14 protein-coding genes are annotated in these 18855 nt (G+C 46.9%); 12 read left to right on the top strand and 2 right to left on the bottom strand.

The window, feature by feature from the left end; all coding sequences use genetic code 11:
- Window positions 1-4 precede the first annotated feature (4 nt).
- The 8 genes from metF (at window position 5) to argH (ending at window position 9017) form a co-directional block, all read left to right on the top strand.
- Window positions 5-907: a methylenetetrahydrofolate reductase gene (metF, locus tag EMM73_RS01825; RefSeq protein WP_127684759.1), complete on the top strand. Its 903-nt coding sequence runs from the start codon at window positions 5-7 to the stop codon at window positions 905-907.
- Window positions 894-1454 carry an RNA 2',3'-cyclic phosphodiesterase gene (gene thpR, locus EMM73_RS01830; protein ID WP_127684760.1) on the top strand — a complete coding sequence of 187 codons (561 nt, stop codon included), beginning with the start codon at window positions 894-896 and terminating at the stop codon, window positions 1452-1454. The genes metF and thpR overlap by 14 nt, the downstream gene beginning before the upstream one ends.
- 77 nt (window positions 1455-1531) lie before the next feature.
- On the top strand, window positions 1532-3271 hold the full coding sequence (dauA, locus tag EMM73_RS01835; RefSeq protein ID WP_127684761.1) for a C4-dicarboxylic acid transporter DauA: 1740 nt from the start codon (window positions 1532-1534) through the stop codon (window positions 3269-3271).
- 234 nt (window positions 3272-3505) lie between these two features.
- Window positions 3506-4546 (top strand): N-acetyl-gamma-glutamyl-phosphate reductase, encoded by a 1041-nt coding sequence (argC, locus tag EMM73_RS01840; RefSeq protein WP_127684762.1) that lies wholly within the window; start codon window positions 3506-3508, stop codon window positions 4544-4546.
- The gene (gene argB / locus EMM73_RS01845; protein ID WP_127684763.1) at window positions 4543-5325 is read left to right on the top strand and encodes an acetylglutamate kinase; all 783 of its coding nucleotides are present in this window, start codon (window positions 4543-4545) and stop codon (window positions 5323-5325) included. Before argC ends, argB begins: the two co-directional genes overlap by 4 nt.
- 117 nt (window positions 5326-5442) lie before the next feature.
- On the top strand, window positions 5443-6357 hold the full coding sequence (locus tag EMM73_RS01850; RefSeq protein ID WP_127684764.1) for an ornithine carbamoyltransferase: 915 nt from the start codon (window positions 5443-5445) through the stop codon (window positions 6355-6357).
- A gap of 2 nt (window positions 6358-6359) precedes the next feature.
- Window positions 6360-7568, top strand: a complete 1209-nt coding sequence (locus EMM73_RS01855) for an argininosuccinate synthase (RefSeq protein WP_222422573.1) — start codon at window positions 6360-6362, stop codon at window positions 7566-7568.
- A gap of 69 nt (window positions 7569-7637) precedes the next feature.
- Window positions 7638-9017 (top strand): argininosuccinate lyase, encoded by a 1380-nt coding sequence (argH, locus tag EMM73_RS01860; RefSeq protein WP_127684766.1) that lies wholly within the window; start codon window positions 7638-7640, stop codon window positions 9015-9017.
- A gap of 76 nt (window positions 9018-9093) precedes the next feature.
- Here the strand turns inward: argH and EMM73_RS01865 are convergent, their stop codons facing one another.
- Window positions 9094-9789, bottom strand: a complete 696-nt coding sequence (locus EMM73_RS01865) for a tellurite resistance TerB family protein (protein ID WP_127684767.1) — start codon at window positions 9787-9789, stop codon at window positions 9094-9096.
- A gap of 650 nt (window positions 9790-10439) precedes the next feature.
- Here EMM73_RS01865 and EMM73_RS01870 point away from each other — a divergent pair.
- The 4 genes from EMM73_RS01870 (at window position 10440) to EMM73_RS01885 (ending at window position 15853) form a co-directional block, all read left to right on the top strand.
- Window positions 10440-13013, top strand: a complete 2574-nt coding sequence (locus EMM73_RS01870) for a TonB-dependent receptor plug domain-containing protein (protein WP_127684768.1) — start codon at window positions 10440-10442, stop codon at window positions 13011-13013.
- A gap of 109 nt (window positions 13014-13122) precedes the next feature.
- The gene (locus tag EMM73_RS01875; protein WP_127684769.1) at window positions 13123-14736 is read left to right on the top strand and encodes a flavin monoamine oxidase family protein; all 1614 of its coding nucleotides are present in this window, start codon (window positions 13123-13125) and stop codon (window positions 14734-14736) included.
- Entirely contained in the window at window positions 14733-15353 is a 621-nt protein-coding gene (locus EMM73_RS01880; protein WP_127684770.1) for a c-type cytochrome, read from the top strand. The genes EMM73_RS01875 and EMM73_RS01880 overlap by 4 nt, the downstream gene beginning before the upstream one ends.
- 14 nt (window positions 15354-15367) lie before the next feature.
- Window positions 15368-15853 (top strand): RidA family protein, encoded by a 486-nt coding sequence (locus EMM73_RS01885; protein WP_127684771.1) that lies wholly within the window; start codon window positions 15368-15370, stop codon window positions 15851-15853.
- Between the two features lie 380 nt (window positions 15854-16233).
- On the opposite strand, the gene EMM73_RS01890 is transcribed toward EMM73_RS01885, so the two are convergent.
- On the bottom strand, window positions 16234-18843 hold the full coding sequence (locus tag EMM73_RS01890; RefSeq protein ID WP_127684772.1) for a penicillin-binding protein 1A: 2610 nt from the start codon (window positions 18841-18843) through the stop codon (window positions 16234-16236).
- Between the last annotated feature and the right edge of the window lie 12 nt (window positions 18844-18855).

Here is an 18855-nt window from a genome sequence, read left to right on the forward strand (position 1 = left end):
TAATATGTCTTTTGTCAGCGCACAGTATGTCGAATCCATGAACCGTAACCTGCAGGATGTGGCAGGTAAAGTGAACGTCAGTTTTGAATTTTTTCCGCCAAAAACCGAGCAGATGGAGAATACCTTATGGCAATCCATCGAGCGTTTAGCCCCTTTGGCGCCGTCTTTTGTCTCTGTGACTTATGGTGCCAATTCAGGTGAACGTGACCGTACCCACGACATTATTAAATCGATTAAACAGCGCACTGGTTTAATAGCTGCACCGCATTTAACTTGTGTTGATGCCAGCCGTGCTGAACTTGAGCGTATTGCCAAAGACTATTGGGACAATGGTATTCGCCATATTGTTGCTTTACGTGGCGATTTACCTCCGGGCAATAAAGAAAAACCAGCCTTGTATGCGGCGGATTTAGTTGAAATTTTACGATCTGTGGCTGACTTTGATATTTCAGTGGCGGCTTACCCTGAAGTACACCCTGAATCACCAAACGCTCAGTTTGATTTACTGAATTTAAAACGCAAAGTCGATGCTGGTGCGTCCCGCGCTATTACCCAGTTCTTTTTTGAACCGGAAAAGTACTTACGTTACCGCGATCGATGTGCCGCCATTGGTATAGATGTGGAAATAGTGCCTGGCATTTTACCTGTGACTAATTTTCAGCAACTGACCAAATTTGCCACTATGACCAACGTAGCTATACCAGGCTGGATGAATAAGGCCTATGAAGGGCTGGAGCAGGACGCAACCACCCGTAATTTGGTGGCCGCTAATATAGCGATGGAAATGGTGAAAGTGTTAAGCCGTGAAGGAGTGAATCATTTCCACTTCTACACCTTAAACCGCTGCGAATTGAGTTATGCGATCTGCCACTTATTAGGAGTGCGGCCGCAGAGTGCCATTGCCTGAGATCAGTGCTAGCCTGAACGACAGATGCTTCCTCAGTCTGAAGTTCAGCCCAGAACAACAACGGCTGCTGCATGCTTATCAGCAGCCGGCTTTTTGTCAGGAAGCGAAGTGGCACCCAGCCAACAACCTGCATCTGACATTGGTATTTTTAGGTCAGCAAGCTTTCGCTGTGCAACAGCAGTTATGGTCACAAAGCCTGGAAGTGCTTCACGAGCTACCACCTTTCGAACTCTGTTTTGACCAGTTGGATCAGTTCAGCCACGCCAAAGTGCTGTATCTTGGGATCTCAAAACCTCCTGCAGCTCTGATGGCCTTACAACAACAGCTGCAACAGCTGGCTTTGCCTTTTCTCAATGCGCCTGTGCCGGAAATTTTTGTGCCTCATGTCACCCTTGCACGTAAGTTTCAGTCTGCTGATGCTTTTCCTTTATCTGTTGAACCTTTGAGTCTGCTTTGTACAGAAGTTGCTTTGTACCATTCCGTCAGCACAGAGCTGGGCGTAAGCTATCAGAGTGTCGAAACTTATACTTTAGTCCCAAAGGGCTGAATCTTTACACTAGATCAACACCTTAGTCGCTAGACTTAGTTACACTCACTTTGTGTTTTGCCACTGGACGGATTCAGATGTCGCACCGCTCTTATTTATTTTCTTTACGTATCGGTCATGCGCTGCGGGAATGTCTGGCTGAAGGTTATAGCTTTGGCGCTTTTAAGCTGGATCTAATTGCCGGTATTACGGTGGGAATTATCGCCATTCCACTGGCGATGGCGCTGGCTATTGCCAGTGGTGTGCCGCCGCAATACGGTTTGTATACAGCCGTTATCGCAGGTTTTTTAATTGCCCTGACCGGTGGTTCGCGTTACAGCATTAGCGGGCCTACAGCGGCTTTTGTAGTGATATTGTACCCTGTAGCACAAAGTTATGGTCTGGCGGGTTTGCTGCTCGCCACCATCTTGTCTGGGGTGATGCTGATCATCATGGCCGCTATGCGATTTGGCCGTTTTATTGAATATATTCCAGAAGCTGTCACCTTAGGTTTTACCAGTGGTATTGCTGTGGTGATTGCCACTTTGCAAATCAAAGATGTGTTTGGTTTGCCGATAGACAAGCTGTCTGAACATTATCTGGAAAAACTACAGCAACTGTCTTTTGCCTTACCTGATATGCACTGGCCATCCTTGCTGGTCGCTGCCGTCACTTTAGCTGTGATGTGGCTCTGGCCTAAACTTAAACTGCCTTTACCACCGCATTTACCCGCCATAGTGATAGCTACAGCTTTGGCCTTAGCGCTGGCTCAGTTTGGGCTGGAGCTGGATACCATAGGCAGTCGATTTAGTTATCTGTTGCCTGATGGCTCGCAAGGGCTGGGTATTCCTGCTGTATTACCCGAATTCACCTGGCCCTGGCTGCAGGCTGGCCCTGATGGGCAAACCTTAGAGTTCAGTACTCAAATGGTGAAAGATTTACTGGCGGCAGCTTTTGCAATGGCGATGTTAGGCGCTATTGAGTCTCTGCTTTGTGCCGTAGTGCTGGATGGCATGACAGGACGCAGGCATAGCGCCAACAGCGAATTATTGGGTCAGGGTATAGGCAACATAGTAGCGCCGTTTTTGGGCGGTTTTACCGCTACTGCGGCCTTAGCCCGTTCTGCCGCTAATGTGCGGGCAGGCGCGCAGTCGCCAGTAGCCGCTATGGTCCATGCAGTGGTGGTGTTGTTAGCCTTGCTGGTACTGGCGCCTGTATTAGCCTATTTACCTATGGCCGCTATGGCCGCTTTGCTATTGGTAGTGGCCTGGAATATGAGTGAAGCGCCTAAAGCTGTGCATCTGCTAAAAACAGCACCCCGTAACGACATTATTATTTTCCTGATTTGTTTTGGCTTTACAGTGCTGTTTGATATGGTGATCGCCATCAGCTGTGGCATGGTGATAGCGGCTTTTTTCTTTGTCAAACAAGTGGCGGATATGACCCGTGTCGCAGATATCAGTCATAACAGGAAATACCTGTTTGAGCCTTTGCCTGAAGGCTGGAAAGCATTTCGGATCAGTGGCCCTTTGTTTTTTGCCGCAGCCGACCGGGTTTTTGGTGAGCTATCGGTAAAACTCAAACAACAGCAAGGCGCTATTTTGGTGATGGATGCCGTGACGTTGATGGACGCTGGTGGCCTCTCGGCTTTTACCAAACTGGTCAGTCTGGCAGAAAAGCAGGGTATTCATTTATTGGTGACCGATTTAACCTTTCAACCGCTAAAAACTCTGGCGAAAGCTAAGGTGCAGCCTTTACCTGGTATTTTGAGTTTTTATTCAACCTTAGCTGATGCGCTAAACAGTCGGCCTGGTCAGAACATCGATCCTCGGGACTAAGCTGTGGGGCTTTGATTTAAGTCAGTTCGACTTCTGCCTTGAGCCGTTTTGGTCTAAGCTGTGGTCTTTCTGCAGTGGATCGGGTGCTTATTTGGATTTATGAATTAAGTAAAATAAAAATTCACTAATTCAGCATAATAATTCTTGAAACTGCATGGAGAAGCCACTACACTGGCCACACTTTTTTGGCTTGGCCTTAATTTATTATTTTTGTTTTCGGAGACTCAGCGACCTATGTCCACTCAATCCACTTCCCCTACCACCAAACTGCGCAGCGCTGTGTTAGGTGCTGCCGGCTATAGCGGCGCCGAATTGGCCGTTATGTTGGCACGGAATCCGTATTTTGAGTTGAGTTATGCTTTTGCTTCTGCTGGCCGCACTGCTGAGCCTTTTTATAATTTATATCCACGTTATCAGGGCGTTGTGGATATCCAGGTTCAGCCGTGGACAGATGATTTAGTGGAAGACTTAGCAGGCAAGCTGGACGTGGCTTTTTTAGCTTTACCACATGAAGTCAGTGAAGCTGTCACGCCTTTGTTATTGGCCAAAGGCATAGCCGTGTTTGATTTATCCGGTGCTTTCCGCTTAAAAGACCCGGCTTTGTATCCTAAATATTATGGTTATGAGCATCAGCATCCGGAATTGCTGGAGCAAGCAGTGTATTCACTGATGGAATGGCTGGATAAGCCATTGCCACAGCTGGTTTCGGTGCCAGGTTGTTACCCAACAGCTTGTTCGCTGGCGTTATTGCCTTTATTAAAAGCAGGTTTAGTAGCTGATGGCTGTATTCCAGTGATCAACGCCACCAGCGGTGTGTCAGGTGCTGGTCGTAAAGCTGCGTTAAACACCTCATTTTGTGAAGTGGGCTTGAATGCTTATGGTTTCTTTAAACACAGACACAGACCCGAAATCGAACAGAATTTAGGCCGTAAAGTGGTGTTCACGCCACATTTAGGCAACTTTAAACGTGGCATTCTGGCGACCAGCGTCGTGACTTTAAAATCTGGTGTTACTGCAGAGCAAGTGGCTGCCACTTTCCAGCAGGCTTATGCAGCTAAGCCATTAGTACGTTTAGTCAAGCATTCGCCCAATGTGGCTGATGTGGCAGGTACGCCATTTTGTGATATCCACTGGCAACAGGACGGTGAGCAACTGGTGATTGTGTCCGCTATTGATAACCTGCTCAAAGGTGCTGCTGCACAAGCGATGCAGGCGGCCAATATCAAATTTGGCGCTCCTGAAACCGCAGGTTTATTTGCAGGAGCAGCAGAATGAGCCAGACACCTTTAGTTCTTAAAATGGGTGGCCGTTTATTGCAGGATCAGGCCGCTTTAGATGCCTTATTAAAAGTCTGTGCAGAGCTTAAAACTCAGTATCCGATCGTGCTGGTGCATGGTGGTGGTGATCAGGTCGATCAGTGGCTGGCAAAATTTGGTTTTACCACTGAAAAAATTGATGGCCAAAGGGTATCTCCAGCTGAACAAATGCCAGTGATCACTGGTGCTTTAGACGGTGCAGTTAACGCTGATATGGTGGCACGAGCGACATTACAGGGTTTAAATCCTGTAGGTTTAAGTCTGGCTGCCGGTGGCAGTCTGGAATTTGACATTAATCATAAATTAGGTGCTGTGGGTATCGCCAAAGCGGGCAACCCACTGTTATTGAATACTTTATTGGCTCAGGGCTTTACCCCTGTATTCAGCTCTATTGGTTTAAGTGCCGATGGTCAGTTATTGAATGTGAATGCCGATATTGCAGCTGCTGCTATTTGCCAGTTGGTGCAGGGACAATTGGTGTTGCTGACCGATGTGCCAGGCATTCTTGATGCCACTATGCAGCTTATCCCAACCTTAACTGCAGCAGAAGCTCAGCAACTGGTCACAGATGGTGTGATTAAAGGTGGCATGAAAGTAAAACTGGATGCTGCGCTGGAAACAGCCCAAGCACTGAAACGTAATATTACAGTGGCAGGATGGCAGCATCCGGACGATTTATTAAAGTTGATGCAACAAGAAGCAGTAGGCACCAACATTATTTACACCGAAAGTAATTGATTTAATGAGTATATTGATCCCGAAACAAAACAGCGCCTGATACCCTGTTGACTCCAACAGAAGCTGAGCCTGTTGCAACGATAAGGATGCCGCCTAGCGGACATGCAGTGTGTTTTTATGAGTAAATTAACCCAGCTTTTATGTTTAGCTGAATTAGATCAGAAGCAATTATCCGACCTGCTGGAGCTAGCGCTTCAGATCAAACAAAATCCAGAGCAATACAGCTCTGCGCTCAAAGGCAAAAGCATTGCCCTGTTGTTTGAAAAACCTTCTTTGCGAACCCGCGTCAGCTTTGATGTAGGGATCAATAAATTAGGTGGTCACAGTGTCTATCTGGATCAGCAAAACGGAGCTATGGGCGTACGCGAATCAGTGGAAGATTTTGGCAGTAATCTGGCCTGTTGGTGTGATGCCATAGTGGCGCGGGTCTATTCTCAGAAAACATTAGTGCAGCTTGCGCAAAGCAGTAAAAAACCAGTGATTAATGCACTGAGCGATTTGTACCATCCTTGTCAGGCGCTGGCCGATTTGTTGACTTTAAAAGAGCATTATGGCGACTTAAGCAAGGTGCATCTGGCTTTTGTCGGTGATGGTAACAATGTTTGCCACTCGCTGATGTTAGGCGCTGCCATTATGGGCATGACGCTGACTGTGGTCACACCACAAGGCTTTGGTCCTGATGCTCATGTATTGTTAAAAGCTCAGGCGATAGCAGAAAAAAGCGGCGCCAAACTGACCTTAAGTCAGCATGTGTCTGCTGCTGCCGGCGCTGATGCTATTTACACCGACACCTGGTTGTCTATGGGCGCGAAGGCCGATCCTAAATTGGTCGAGAACCTGTTTGCGCCCTATCAAATCAATACCGCTGTGATGCAGCGTTTAGCGGTGAAACATTTTATGCACTGTCTGCCTGCACACCGTGGGCAGGAAGTGACCAGCGAAGTGCTGGACAGTGATAATTCCTTAGTGTTGCAACAGGCAGAAAACCGTATGCACGCTCAGAATGCCGTATTAGTCAGTTTATTTAGTTGAGGTTGGACATGAGTATCAAAAAAGTAGTGTTAGCGTATTCAGGTGGTTTAGACACATCAGCCATTGTGCCTTGGTTAAAAGACAACTATGACTGTGAAGTCATAGCTTTTGTTGCCAACGTAGGTCAGGGCGATGAAGAACTGGCTGGTGTGGAAGAAAAAGCTATTAAATCAGGTGCCAGCTCCTGTTATGTGGTTGACCTGCGTGAAGAACTGATCAAAGAAGTGATTTACCCAACCTTGAAAACAGGTGCAGTGTATGAAGGCCAGTATTTGCTGGGTACTTCTATGGCACGCCCTGTGATTGCCCGTGCTCAGGTTGAGCTGGCACTGAAATTAGGTGCTGATGCTTTATGTCACGGTTGTACTGGTAAAGGTAATGATCAGGTGCGTTTTGAAGGCGCTTTTGCTGCCTTAGCTCCACAGTTAAAAGTGATAGCGCCATGGCGTGAATGGCAGTTTAACTCGCGTCAGTCACTGCTGAATTACCTGGCTGAGAAAAATGTGCCTACTACAGCTTCAGCTACCAAAATCTATAGCCGTGACGCCAACTTATGGCATATCTCGCACGAAGGCGGTGAGATTGAAAACCCATGGAATGAGCCATCAGACCAAATTTGGATGTGGACTAAATCTCCGGAACAAGCGCCGGATAAAGCCGAACATATTCAGTTAAGTTTTGAAAAAGGCGAACTGACCCAGTTAAACGGTGAAGCTGTAGCTCCGGTTAAAGCCATTGAAGTGCTGAACGCTATTGGTTCAGAGCATGGTATAGGCCGTATCGACATAGTCGAAAACCGTTTAGTAGGTATGAAATCCCGTGGTTGTTACGAGACTCCTGGCGGTACTATTTTAGTGGCGGCTTTACGTGCACTGGAATCTCTGGTGTATGACCGCACTTCACTGAAATACCGTGAAGAAGTGGGCTTAGAGTTTGCTCAGCTGGTGTACGACGGCCGTTGGTTCACGCCGTTAAAAGATGCCTTATTAGCAGCTGCTACTTCATTGGCTGATCAACTGACAGGTGACATAGTGGTCAAGCTGTACAAAGGCAACGTGACTGTGACGCAACGCCGTTCACCCAACAGCCTGTACTCTGAAGCCTTTGCCACTTTTGAAGGTGATGAAGTGTACAACCAAAAAGATGCTGCAGGTTTTATCCGCCTGTATAGCTTAGCCAGCCGTATTCGTGCTTTGCATAGCAAAGGTTAAGCTTCTGGCGTGACTATTAATAGGGCGGCCACCAAGCCGCCCATTCTATTTGGATAAGAGGTATTTATCATGGCGATGTGGGGTGGTCGGTTTACCGAAGCCAGTCTGGCCGAGTTTAGTGAATTTAATGACTCATTAAGTTTTGATTATCTGCTGGCGCAACAGGATATTCAGGCCTCCCGTGCCTGGACCATAGGCTTGCTTGAAGCAAGCATTATTACGGCAGCCGAAGCAGAGCAACTGGATCATGCGTTGGCGGATTTGGCTTTAGCGCTCGAATCTAATCCTAAGCTGCCATTGCAGACGCAGGAAGAAGATATTCACAGTTGGGTGGAAGCTCAGTTACAGCAAAAAATTGGTGGTGTAGCGAAAAAGCTGCATACAGGCCGCAGCCGTAACGACTTAGTAGCCACCGACTTACGCTTGTGGACCAAATTGAATGCCAATCAGGTTCGCAGCACGTTAATCACGTCCATTGGTGCCCTTATTACTTTTGCTGATGCGCATTTTGGTGCTGTGATGCCGGGCTTTACCCACTTGCAACGGGCACAGCCTGTGCTGGTCAGTCACTGGGCTTTGGCGTACATCGAAATGTTTAAACGGGATTTAAGCCGTATTGATGATGCTTTAGCGCGGATGGATGTTTGTCCTTTAGGTTGTGGTGCTTTAGCCGGTACTGGTATTCAAATCGACCGCACAGCGTTAGCGCAGCGTTTAGGTTTCCAATCTGCAGCACTGAATAGCTTAGATGCCGTATCTGACCGGGATTATGTGGTGGAGCTGTCCGCTACTGCATCTTTGTGTATGACACATTTGTCGCGTTTATCTGAAGATGTGATTTTCTTTTGCTCAGGCGAAGCGGCTTTCTTTAAGTTGGGTGATGCGATTAGCAGTGGCTCGTCTTTAATGCCACAAAAGAAAAACCCTGATGTGTTTGAGTTATTACGTGGCAAAACCGGCCGGGTGTTGGGTCATTTAGTGGCTATTTTGCATGTACTCAAAGGTTTGCCATTGGCGTACAACAAAGATATGCAGGAAGACAAGCAGGGCTTTTTTGATTTGATGGCCAGCTGGCAGCAATGTTTGCTGGTGCTGGCGACAGTACTGCCGCATTTATCCGTCAACGTTGAACGTTGCCGTTTAGCTGCTGAGCTCGGCTATAGCAATGCCACTGACCTTGCTGATTATCTGGTAGGAAAAGGCATAGCCTTCCGTGACGCTCATGAGTTGTCCGGTGAGCTGGTGCTGGTGGCTTCAAAGCAGCAAAAACCGCTGGAAGCTTTAGCTTTAGACGAAATGCAGCAGGTGTCGCCTTTAATCAGCGACGATGTTTTTGCCGCCCTGACCATTGAAGCAGGTCTGGCAAAACGCGCCTCTTTAGCCGGCACCAGTCCGGACAGAGTCAAAGAAGCGCTGGACGCCACTAAAGTCTGGTTTGAAGCACTCTGAGTTGATTTGACCCAAATGAAAAAGCCGGATTTTTGATCCGGCTCTTTTGCTTTTTGCTTTTTGCCGCAGCCAAAAGTTAAGCGGCTAATGCCTGTTTGGCCTGAAAATCCAGCTCGGCTTTGAGTTCGACCGGTAATTTAAGCTGACGTGCCAGCTCCTGCAGATAAGCCCCTTCCATATAGTTTTGTTCATTGATCACCAGCAGGCTGGCCAAATACATCTCAGCTGCCATTTCTTCTGTAGTGGCTGCGCTTGCGATATCGGCTGGATCTAAAGCTTTGGCCAATTCCTGCTCAAACCAGCGCTGCAGGCTGAAATCCGACGTCAGTTTGGCGATTTCACTGTCAATCAATTCGCGCTCTTGCTGATCAATATGGCCATCGGCTTTGGCTGCACCAATCAGCGCTTTTAAAATCGCGTTGCTGTGCAGCTCTGCCTCTGGAGCTGGCAAGCGATCCACCGTCTGTGGTTCATGTTGATCCACTGTGCCTTTGTTTTGCTGTTGCCAGTTGCCATAGGCTTTATAAGCCAGCACACCCAAAGCCGCCAGGCCACCATAAGTAATCACTTTACCACCCAAGCTGCGACCTTTTTTTGAGCCTAACAACAAAGCTAAAGCACCTCCTGATAAGGCTCCACCGCCAAAGCCTGACAGCAAGCTACTGACAGAGGAGATATCTGACTGTTTGCTGCTAGCAGGTCCTGAGGTATTTTTTTGCATTAGATCTGAGCCCGTTTTTAATAACTGATCTAGCAAAGCTTTGGTATTCATTAATTTTTCCCTTTTTGAATTGAGTTAAAAATTCTGACAGATCTTTTCTTAAAAAATTCATTAGCTTGTGTAACGGAATGTATCAAGCAACAGGATCCACCCGCTAAAAATAGCTTTCGCTAACCAGAGTGTGTTGACCTTTTTGAACTTTATTGCCCAGATGGTTGCAGGTAAGGGAGCTGGGGATCGGCGGAAGCATCCCTAAGCTTCATTCTTGCTTTTGCGCTCAAAGCGTCGTTAGAGCAAATAAAATTTAATCATCGCAACGTCAGTTTGTTCTCAATTTCTGATGGAAAAATATGCACTAATTCGGACTGTTGCAATTGCACTAATAGGATCACAACACATAACTCATGAACGATAATGGTGCATTTATATTCATTTTTGTGGGTGTGGTACTTTTAGTGCTGTTTGATTGTGGTGCAGAAAGTAAAAGGCGATTTTACTTTGAAAAGATCAATTGAAACATAGTATTGCATGAAATACTAATTTTCATCTGATGGTTAATTTTTATTCATTTGACGGGTGTTGAACTAAATAGGACTGTATTTATATGTTGATTATTTGAATTGAAAATCAACGGGTGGCGGCGCGATTTTGCCGCGTTCAGGGCAGAAATACAACTTTACCTCTCATTCTGGATAAAGACTATGAAAATAAAAAAAAATGCGTTAGCTCTTCAGATTGGTGCCGCTTTACAAGGTGCTGTGTTACTTAGTTTTAGTGGCTTTGCCCTTGCTGCAGAAGAGGATGATGCAGCCAAAGAAAAAGAAAATGTTGAGAAGATTGCTGTCGTTGGTTCCCGCGCCGCGCCGCGCTCAGTTGGAGAGTCTCCGGTACCTATCGATATTATAGGGGCCGAGGAGTTCGCCAATCAGGGTAATCCGGACATGCTCAATATGCTAAGCACCTTAGTTCCCAGTTTTAATATTAACACTCAGGCGATCAGTGATGCTGCGACTCTAATCAGGCCCGCAAACTTACGCGGTCTGGGTCCAGACCAAACATTGGTATTAGTGAACGGTAAAAGGCGCCACAGAGCTTCGGTTATTGCTTTTGCCGGTGGTGGTATATCAGATGGTGCCCAAGGCCCTGATATTTCAGTGATCCCTTCTGTTGCAATCAAGCAGGTGGAAGTATTAAGAGATGGTGCTGCCGCTCAATACGGCTCAGATGCCATAGCTGGCGTGCTGAACTTCCAGTTAAAAAACGACAACGAAGGTGGCATGCTGGAAGCCAAGTGGGGTCAGTATTACGAGGGGGATGGCGCTAGTGAAACACTGGCTGGCAATATTGGTTTGCCATTAACAGATTCAGGTTCAGCTAACTTTAGCTTTGAGTACAAAAATGCAGATCCGACTGACCGCAGCGTGCAGCGTTCTGACGCTGCAGCTTTGATTGCTGCGGGCAATACGGCTGTAGCCAATCCGGCTCAGGTCTGGGGTTCTCCGGAAATTAAAGACGACTATAAGCTGTTTGCTAACCTGGAACTGGATCTGAAAAACGGCAAAGAAGCCTATGCTTTTGGTAACCATGCCTCGCGCGAAGTAGAAGGTGGTTTTTACTACCGTAACCCAAATCTTCGTTCTGGTGTTTATGCAGGTCCTAAAGTCACAGTAGGCGGGGTAGACTATAACACAGTAAGAGTAGGCGACATGACGCCAGATGATGGTAATAGTTGTGGGCCTTTACGACTGGACGCCAATGGTATCCCTATTGCCTCTGATCTGGCTGCGGTCACAGCCGACCCGAACTGTTGGTCTTTTGTTGAACTGTTCCCGGGTGGTTTTACCCCAAAATTCGGTGGTACTGTGACTGACAGCGCCATTGCTGCTGGTGTAAAAGGCGAGCTGGTCGACACTGTCTTTTTTGACGCCAGTGCCTCTTATGGTCGCAATGAAGCTGAGTTTAAAATTAACAACACGGTGAATGCGTCTATGGGCGCTAATTCTCCAACCAGTTTTACACCTGGTACTTACGTGCAAAGTGAGCTGGGGTTAAATTTCGATTTATTCCGTGAATTTGAAGTGGGTTTGTATGACGCCGTGGTGCTGGCCGGTGGGGTGGAGTGGCGTGAAGATACCTTTGAGGTCAAAGCAGGAGATGTTGCGTCTTACACTGTAGGTGTGCTGGCAGATCAGGGCTTTGGTATTGGTTCTAACGGTTTCCCCGGCTTTAAACCTGAAACCGCCGGTATATTTAGTCGCCACAACTTATCGTTTTATACTGACCTTTCAAACTGGGTTACTGAGAGTCTGATGCTCAATGCCGCCTTAAGGTACGAGGATTACTCAGACTTTGGCGATACCACCAACTGGAAGATGTCTGGCTTGTACAAACTGACTGACAGTATCTCGATTCGCGGTGCTACAGGCACTGGCTTTCGCGCGCCAACTATAGGTCAGAGTAAGGTAGTGAACGTCAGTACGCTGTTCGGACCCAACGGTTTGATCGATCAGGCGACTCTGCCTCCAGATAACCCTATAGCAGTGCAAAAAGGTGGCAAGGCCTTAACGCCAGAAGAGTCGAAGAATATTTCTTTTGGTTTTGTCGGTGAGTTCGGGTCTACCCATGTCTCCTTAGACATGTACAGGATCGACGTGGAAGATCGCTTAAGCCAAACCTCTGGTTTGGAACTGACGACAGCAGATATTGATGCGTTACTTGCACTAGGGATAGCTGATGCAACCAGTTACTCCAGCGTCACTTTTTTTACCAATGACTTTGATACTGAAACCACAGGTGCTGATTTAGTGATCAGTCAGGATCTGGATTTAGGCTCAGGTGCGTCCAAGTTAAGCTTCTTAATGAACTGGAATAAAACCGATGTGACTGTGGATCCAACCACTACCAACATCGATGACGTGAAAATCCGTACTCTGGAAGAGAACTTACCTAAAACCCGCGGAAGCATTACCTTTAATCACGCTCAGGACAACTGGCGTGCTTTGGCAAGACTGAACTACTTTGGTTCATTTTGGGAAGTTGACGACACCTATGATGCAACTCAGGGCATGTCCGAAAGTTCTGCCTTTCTGGTTGATCTTGAACTGGCTTATATGCTCAGCAGTAATATCGAATTGATTGTAGGTGCGCAAAATGCCTTCGATAAATATCCGGGCTTAAACCCTTATGGCGATTCTGTAGGTGCTAAATACCCAGTGACATCGCCTTATGGTTTTAACGGTGGATATTATTACTTCAGAGGCGTGTATACCTTCTGATCTTGCTGCATGACTGGCTCGGGCTGAGGAGCGTAATGCGCAGCCTGACGCCAGTTCTCTCTGATATTGACCCTTCTGCTGTTGGGCAGGATCTTGAGGTGTAGGGCCGATGACAAATCCGGACAATAAACAAATCCCTGCTAAAGGCTTAACTCGCAGAGAAGCCTTGTTGTGGATAGGCAAAGTGGCAGGTTCTGCCGCTATGCTGCAGGCTGCAACTCTATTTGGAGTGCTCGCAGCGCCAGTAGCGGCACAAACTGAACAGGTGAAACTAAAGCCACTGACAACAGGGCGTAAAACTGTCTTGATACTCGGAGCTGGTATCAGCGGTTTGGTGGCGGCCTATGAACTGGGAAAGGCAGGCTATCATTGTAAAATCCTTGAAGCATCGCACAGAGCTGGTGGCCGGAATTTCACTATCCGCCATGGTGATTTTATTGATGAGTTGGGGAATCCACAATTTTGTAACTTTGACAAAGACCCAGATCTTTACTTTAACGCTGGGCCAGCCCGTATTCCGGCTCACCATACCGCTATTTTGCATTATTGCCGTGAGTTTGGGATCGAAATGCAGCTGTTTTGCAATCATAACAAAAACTGCTACACCCAGGATAACACTGCTTTTGGCGGCAAAGCAGTGCGTATTGGTGAATATGAAGCTGATACCAGAGGTTTTTTCAGTGAACTGATGGCGAAATCTATTCAGTCTCAGGCAAAACTGGATGCTCCTTTTGACGACATAGACAAACAAAAGTTGCTTGATTTTTGCCGTTCTTATGGTGATTTATCCAGTGATTTTACCTATGAAGGCAGCGTGAGAGCGGGTTATAAGTCAGGCGGTATTTTATCGCCTGGTGTACTGAAAACTCCCAGAGCCTTGGCGGATTTACTGCAAAGCGACTTCTGGGCTGGTGCTATGCACTTTGGTGAACTCTCTGATCAGTCTGCTGCATTAATGACGCCTGTAGGGGGCATGGATAAAATTGTCGATGCGTTTTTAAGCCGGCTTGTTGGCAAAGTACAATTAAAAGCTCAAGTACAGAAAGTACAACTTTTACCGCTTGGGGTGGAGGTGAGTTATTGGCTGGATGGACAGCTGCAAGTTGAACAGGCGGACTATTGCCTGAATTGTATTCCAGCACAGTTGATGGCTGGTATAGAAAACAATTTCCCGGCTGACTATGTCGGTGTGATGCGCCAGCTAAAACGGGGCAAATTATCAAAAATTGCACTGCAAGCCAAAGAGCGGTTTTGGGAAAAAGATCAGATTTATGCCGGTATTAGCTGGACCAGTCAGGATATAACCCAAATTTGGTATCCTTCTCATGGCATGTTCAAAGCGAAAGGCATTTTATTAGGAGCTTATAGCTGGGATCCCGCCATCTCGGATCGATTTTCTGCCATGACAAATCAAGAGCGTATAGCTACAGCTATTGCTCAGGGGGCTAAGTTGCATCCGGACTATGCCAAATACATTGAGCAGGGCAACAGTATTTGTTGGCAGCGAATGAATCATATGCTCGGTTGCGGCGCAGTTTGGTCTGAAGATCTGTTAAAAACCAGTTTTGCCAGGTTACAAGCACCAGTTGGCAGTCATTATCTGGTTGGTGATCAGGTCAGCTATCATCCGGGTTGGCAGGAAGGAGCTGTGCGCTCTGCCTGGTATGCGATGGAAAGTATTCAGCAGCAAGAGCAACAAAAACAACGACAGGGGGCTGCATGAAAAATTTGATCTTAGGTTGTCTGTTGTTTTGCGTTTCTGTTCAGGCTGAAACCTTTCACAAGGATGCGCAATATTGTCTGGTCTGTCATGGCAGCAATGCGCAGGGCAACGAAGCCATCAGTGCACCTAATCTGGCTATTTTACCTGATTGGTACTTATCTTCTCAGCTACAGGCATTTAAATCCGGTTGGCGTGGTCATCAAACAACAGATGCCTACAGCAAAGAAATGATGGCTGTGGCTCAAAGTATGAGTCCTGAGGATGTAAAGCGCGCTATTGGTTTTATTACTGCTTTTCAGGTCAGCAAAGCAGTTGAAACTCTGGATGGTGATATCAGTCATGGTAAAGATTTATTTCAGACGTGCGCGGCTTGTCATGGAGCCTCAGCTGAAGGCAATAAAACCCTGGGAGCCCCTCCTTTGGCGGGGCAGTACAGCTGGTATTTGTTGAGGCAGCTTGAAGCATATCGCAGCGGGCAGCGTGGTGCTGCTGCACAAGACAGTAATGGTGCGATGATGAAACAAATAGCCACAGCCATTAAAACTGACCAGGATTTGAATGACCTCGTGGCTTATATCAATACTTTAGCTCTTCCATCAACAAAGGTTAAACATTAACAGGAAATGATTTCATGAAAACATGGACAAAATTAGCTTTTTTATCACTTTGCGTTGCAAGTACAGGCCTGCTGGCTGAAGTGAAACGTTATCCTCTGCCAGACAACAGCACTTTTCCTATTGCCAATGCAGTGGAAGTGAATAAGCTGGTGTTTGAAAGTGGCAAAGTACCGGCACCAAAAGATCCGAACGCTGCCAAAGGTACAGTCGAGTTTTGGGGAAATACAGAAGAACAGACTCTGAGCGTGTTGAGCCAGATTGAAAGCTCGTTAAAGCAAAAAGGTTTGGGCATGGGGGATGTGATTAAAATGACTGTCTTCTTGGTCGGCGATCCGGCTTTGGGTGGGAAAATGGATTTCAGCGGTTTTATGAAAGGGTACACCCAGTATTTTGGTACCAAAGAGCAACCTGCTTTGCCAGCTCGTTCTGCGCTGCAAGTTGCCGGTTTAGTCGCTGAGGGAATGTTGGTGGAAATCGAGGTAATAGCAGTTCGCCCCTGAGCCTCCTTTGTTACCTGAAACCTATGTGCTTGAATGCTCGCGATCACCCCAGTCACTCAGGTGACTGAGGTGTTACTTGTGAGTGTCCCAGCTGCAACTCTACTCTGTTTAACTCACCTGCACTCTGGATTATGAGTGTAGAACACTCTAAATTTGACATTACAAATCAATTAGATAAATGAACGCACTGAAGTAACTTAAGTCTTTGCAACGCACAGAGGCTAGACAAGATGCTTGTTCAGTGGCGCGGCTTATCCCGAGTACACCAGGTGGTCTGTATTGCCTTGGTAGCCAGTTGATCCGCGGCCATTGCAGTATACTTGCGGATGCTGATAAAAAAGGCCGCAAAAGCGGCCTGTTTTATCAGTTGGGTTAAGTCATCAGAACAACTCGATATCTTCCTGCTGTTGCTGATTATTTTGGGTTGGCAATTGTTGTACCGATGAGTTTACATAAGTTTTTGGTTCAGTACCCTGGATAAAAAACTCGAAGCCGCTGCTGCTATCTGTTGCCTGAGTCAGTAAACCTGTTTTTAAATCAATACGCACTGAAGTAATACCTACAGGTGGTTGCACATAGACTTGTGGTTTGTCTTTCAAAGCAAAACCAACAAATTCCTGCCAGGCAGGTAAAGCTGTTTTTGCTCCGGATTCACCGCCAGCAATCTGATCTTTACCTAAGTTGTTATTCCAGGCCGTTTTACCTAAGCGGCTTTCTGAATCATCAAAGCCTACCCATGCAGTGACGACCAGTTCTGGCGAAAAGCCAGAGAACCAGGCATCTTTTACATCGTTGGTAGTGCCTGTTTTACCTGCCAAGTCTTGACGTTTCAACTCTCTTAACCTGTGTGCTGTGCCAAGCCAACCCGAGCCAGCTTTCCAGTCTCCGCCTCCCCAAATAGAGCTTTTCAGAGCATCCGCAATTAAAAAAGCATTTTGTGCTGATATAACTCTTGGCGCATAAACAGCAGATTGGCTTTTTGTCTGCTCTTCGGCTTGGCCGGCCATGGCTGTCTGTTCGGCAAAGTTGGCCTCCAGCAGTGCTTCAGTGTCGTTAAGCTCTGTACTTTCTTCCGCCGCTTCGGCGGCAGATGTCTGTTGCTCGCATTCAGTGCAGACTGATGCAGGAATGTGCTCGTAAATCAGATTGTTTTGGTCATCCAAAATTTTCGTGATGACATAAGGCTTTACTAAATAGCCTCCATTGGCGAAAACCGCATAACCAGTGGCCAACTCCAGTGGTGTTAATGAAGCAGAACCTAAGGCCAGAGTTTCACTCTGTGGTAAATCTTTTTCTCTGAAACCAAATTTCGTCAGATGCTGACGAGTATTTTCTACCCCAACAGCACGCAGTAAACGCACTGCGACTACGTTTTTTGATTTCGCTAAAGCTTCGCGGATACGAATGGCGCCATCATAAACTTCAGGTGAATTTTTTGGCCGCCAAGCCTGATTAGAGCCTTCATCCCATTGATGAATAGGCGCATCGTTCATCAAAGTGGCTAAAGTGAGATTCGCCTCTAAAGATGCAGAATAAATAAAAGGTTTGATGTTTGACCCTACCTGACGATTAGCCTGAGTCGCGCGGTTAAACTGCGTCATGGCAAAGCTGTACCCACCCACCAAGGCCTGCACAGCACCATTTTTTGGATTAATGGCCACTATAGCGCTACTGACCTCGGGAATTTGGCCTAAACGCCATTCGCCTGCTTCAGGACGCACCAATACATGCATGCCAGGAGCCAACACATCAGCTGCAGCTTTAGGGGCGTGGCTTTGTCGGTCGTGGCTGATAAAGGCCCTTGCCCAGCTCAAACCTTGCCATGGTATGGTTATTCTGCGTCCGCCTGATAAAATAGCTTCGGCCTGCTGACCTGCAATCTCTGTGATTACTGCTGGAATTAAATCTTCCAAACCGTCTTGTGTATCCAGATAAGCTAAAATAGCTTCATCGCTCAGACGTCCAGATTCCGAAAACTGCACAGAACCGTCTGCCTGTGACACCGGTGTGGCTTGCCACAAAATAGCCACAGGCCCCCGATAGCCATGGCGCTCGTCATAGCCTACGACATTTTTTTGTACTGCCGCGACAGCTTTACCCTGCAATTTGGAATCTACAGTGGTAAATACCTGAAAACCTTTGGAATAGGCTTCATCTTCGCCAAATTTCTGTACTACTTCCTGACGTACCATCTCGGCAACATAAGGAGCTGAAGCAGTAATTTGAGCACCATGCAGTTTCGATACAATAGACTCTTGCACTGCTTCGTCATGTTGTGTTTGCGTGATATAGCCTTCGTCCAGCATTCGACCCAGCACTATGTTACGACGAGCCCGGGCTCGGCTGGGTGAACGCACCGGATTCAATACGGATGGGCCTTGCGGTAATCCCGCGATAATCGCCATTTCAGATAAGGTTAAATCCTGAATGTTTTTGCCAAAATAGACTTGAGCCGCAGCGCCTACACCAAAAGAGCGCTGGCCTAATTCAATTTTGTTTAAATACAGCTCCAGAATTTCATCTTTAGTGAGTTCTTGTTCAATACGTAAGGCTAAAAAGATTTCTTTAATCTTGCGGATTAATTTTTTCTCTCGAGTCAGAAAAAATACACGGGCCAATTGCTGAGTAATAGTACTGGCGCCTTGCCGCGCTTCACCGCTCATAGCCACTACAGTAAATGCCCGAAACATGCCAATCACATCAATGCCTGGATGTTCATAGAAGCGATTATCTTCTGTGGCCAGAACAGCTTTTAATAGCAAATCTGGCATTTCATCCAGTTTCAACGGAATACGGCGTTTTTCACCAAATTGTGAAATAAGTTCGCCGTCCTGGCTAAAAACGCGCATAGGTGTTTGTAGCTTCACATCTTTTAAAGTAGCCACGCTTGGTAGATCATCTTTAACGTACCAATAACTCGCTGCAACCACTGCTACAACGGAAAAAACGCCTGCAAGCAGCAGAATGATTAGTTTTTTAAGCCACGACACTGATTAACCTCA

It is taken from the genome of Rheinheimera sediminis (genome assembly GCF_004005375.1).
Taxonomy (GTDB): domain Bacteria; phylum Pseudomonadota; class Gammaproteobacteria; order Enterobacterales; family Alteromonadaceae; genus Pararheinheimera.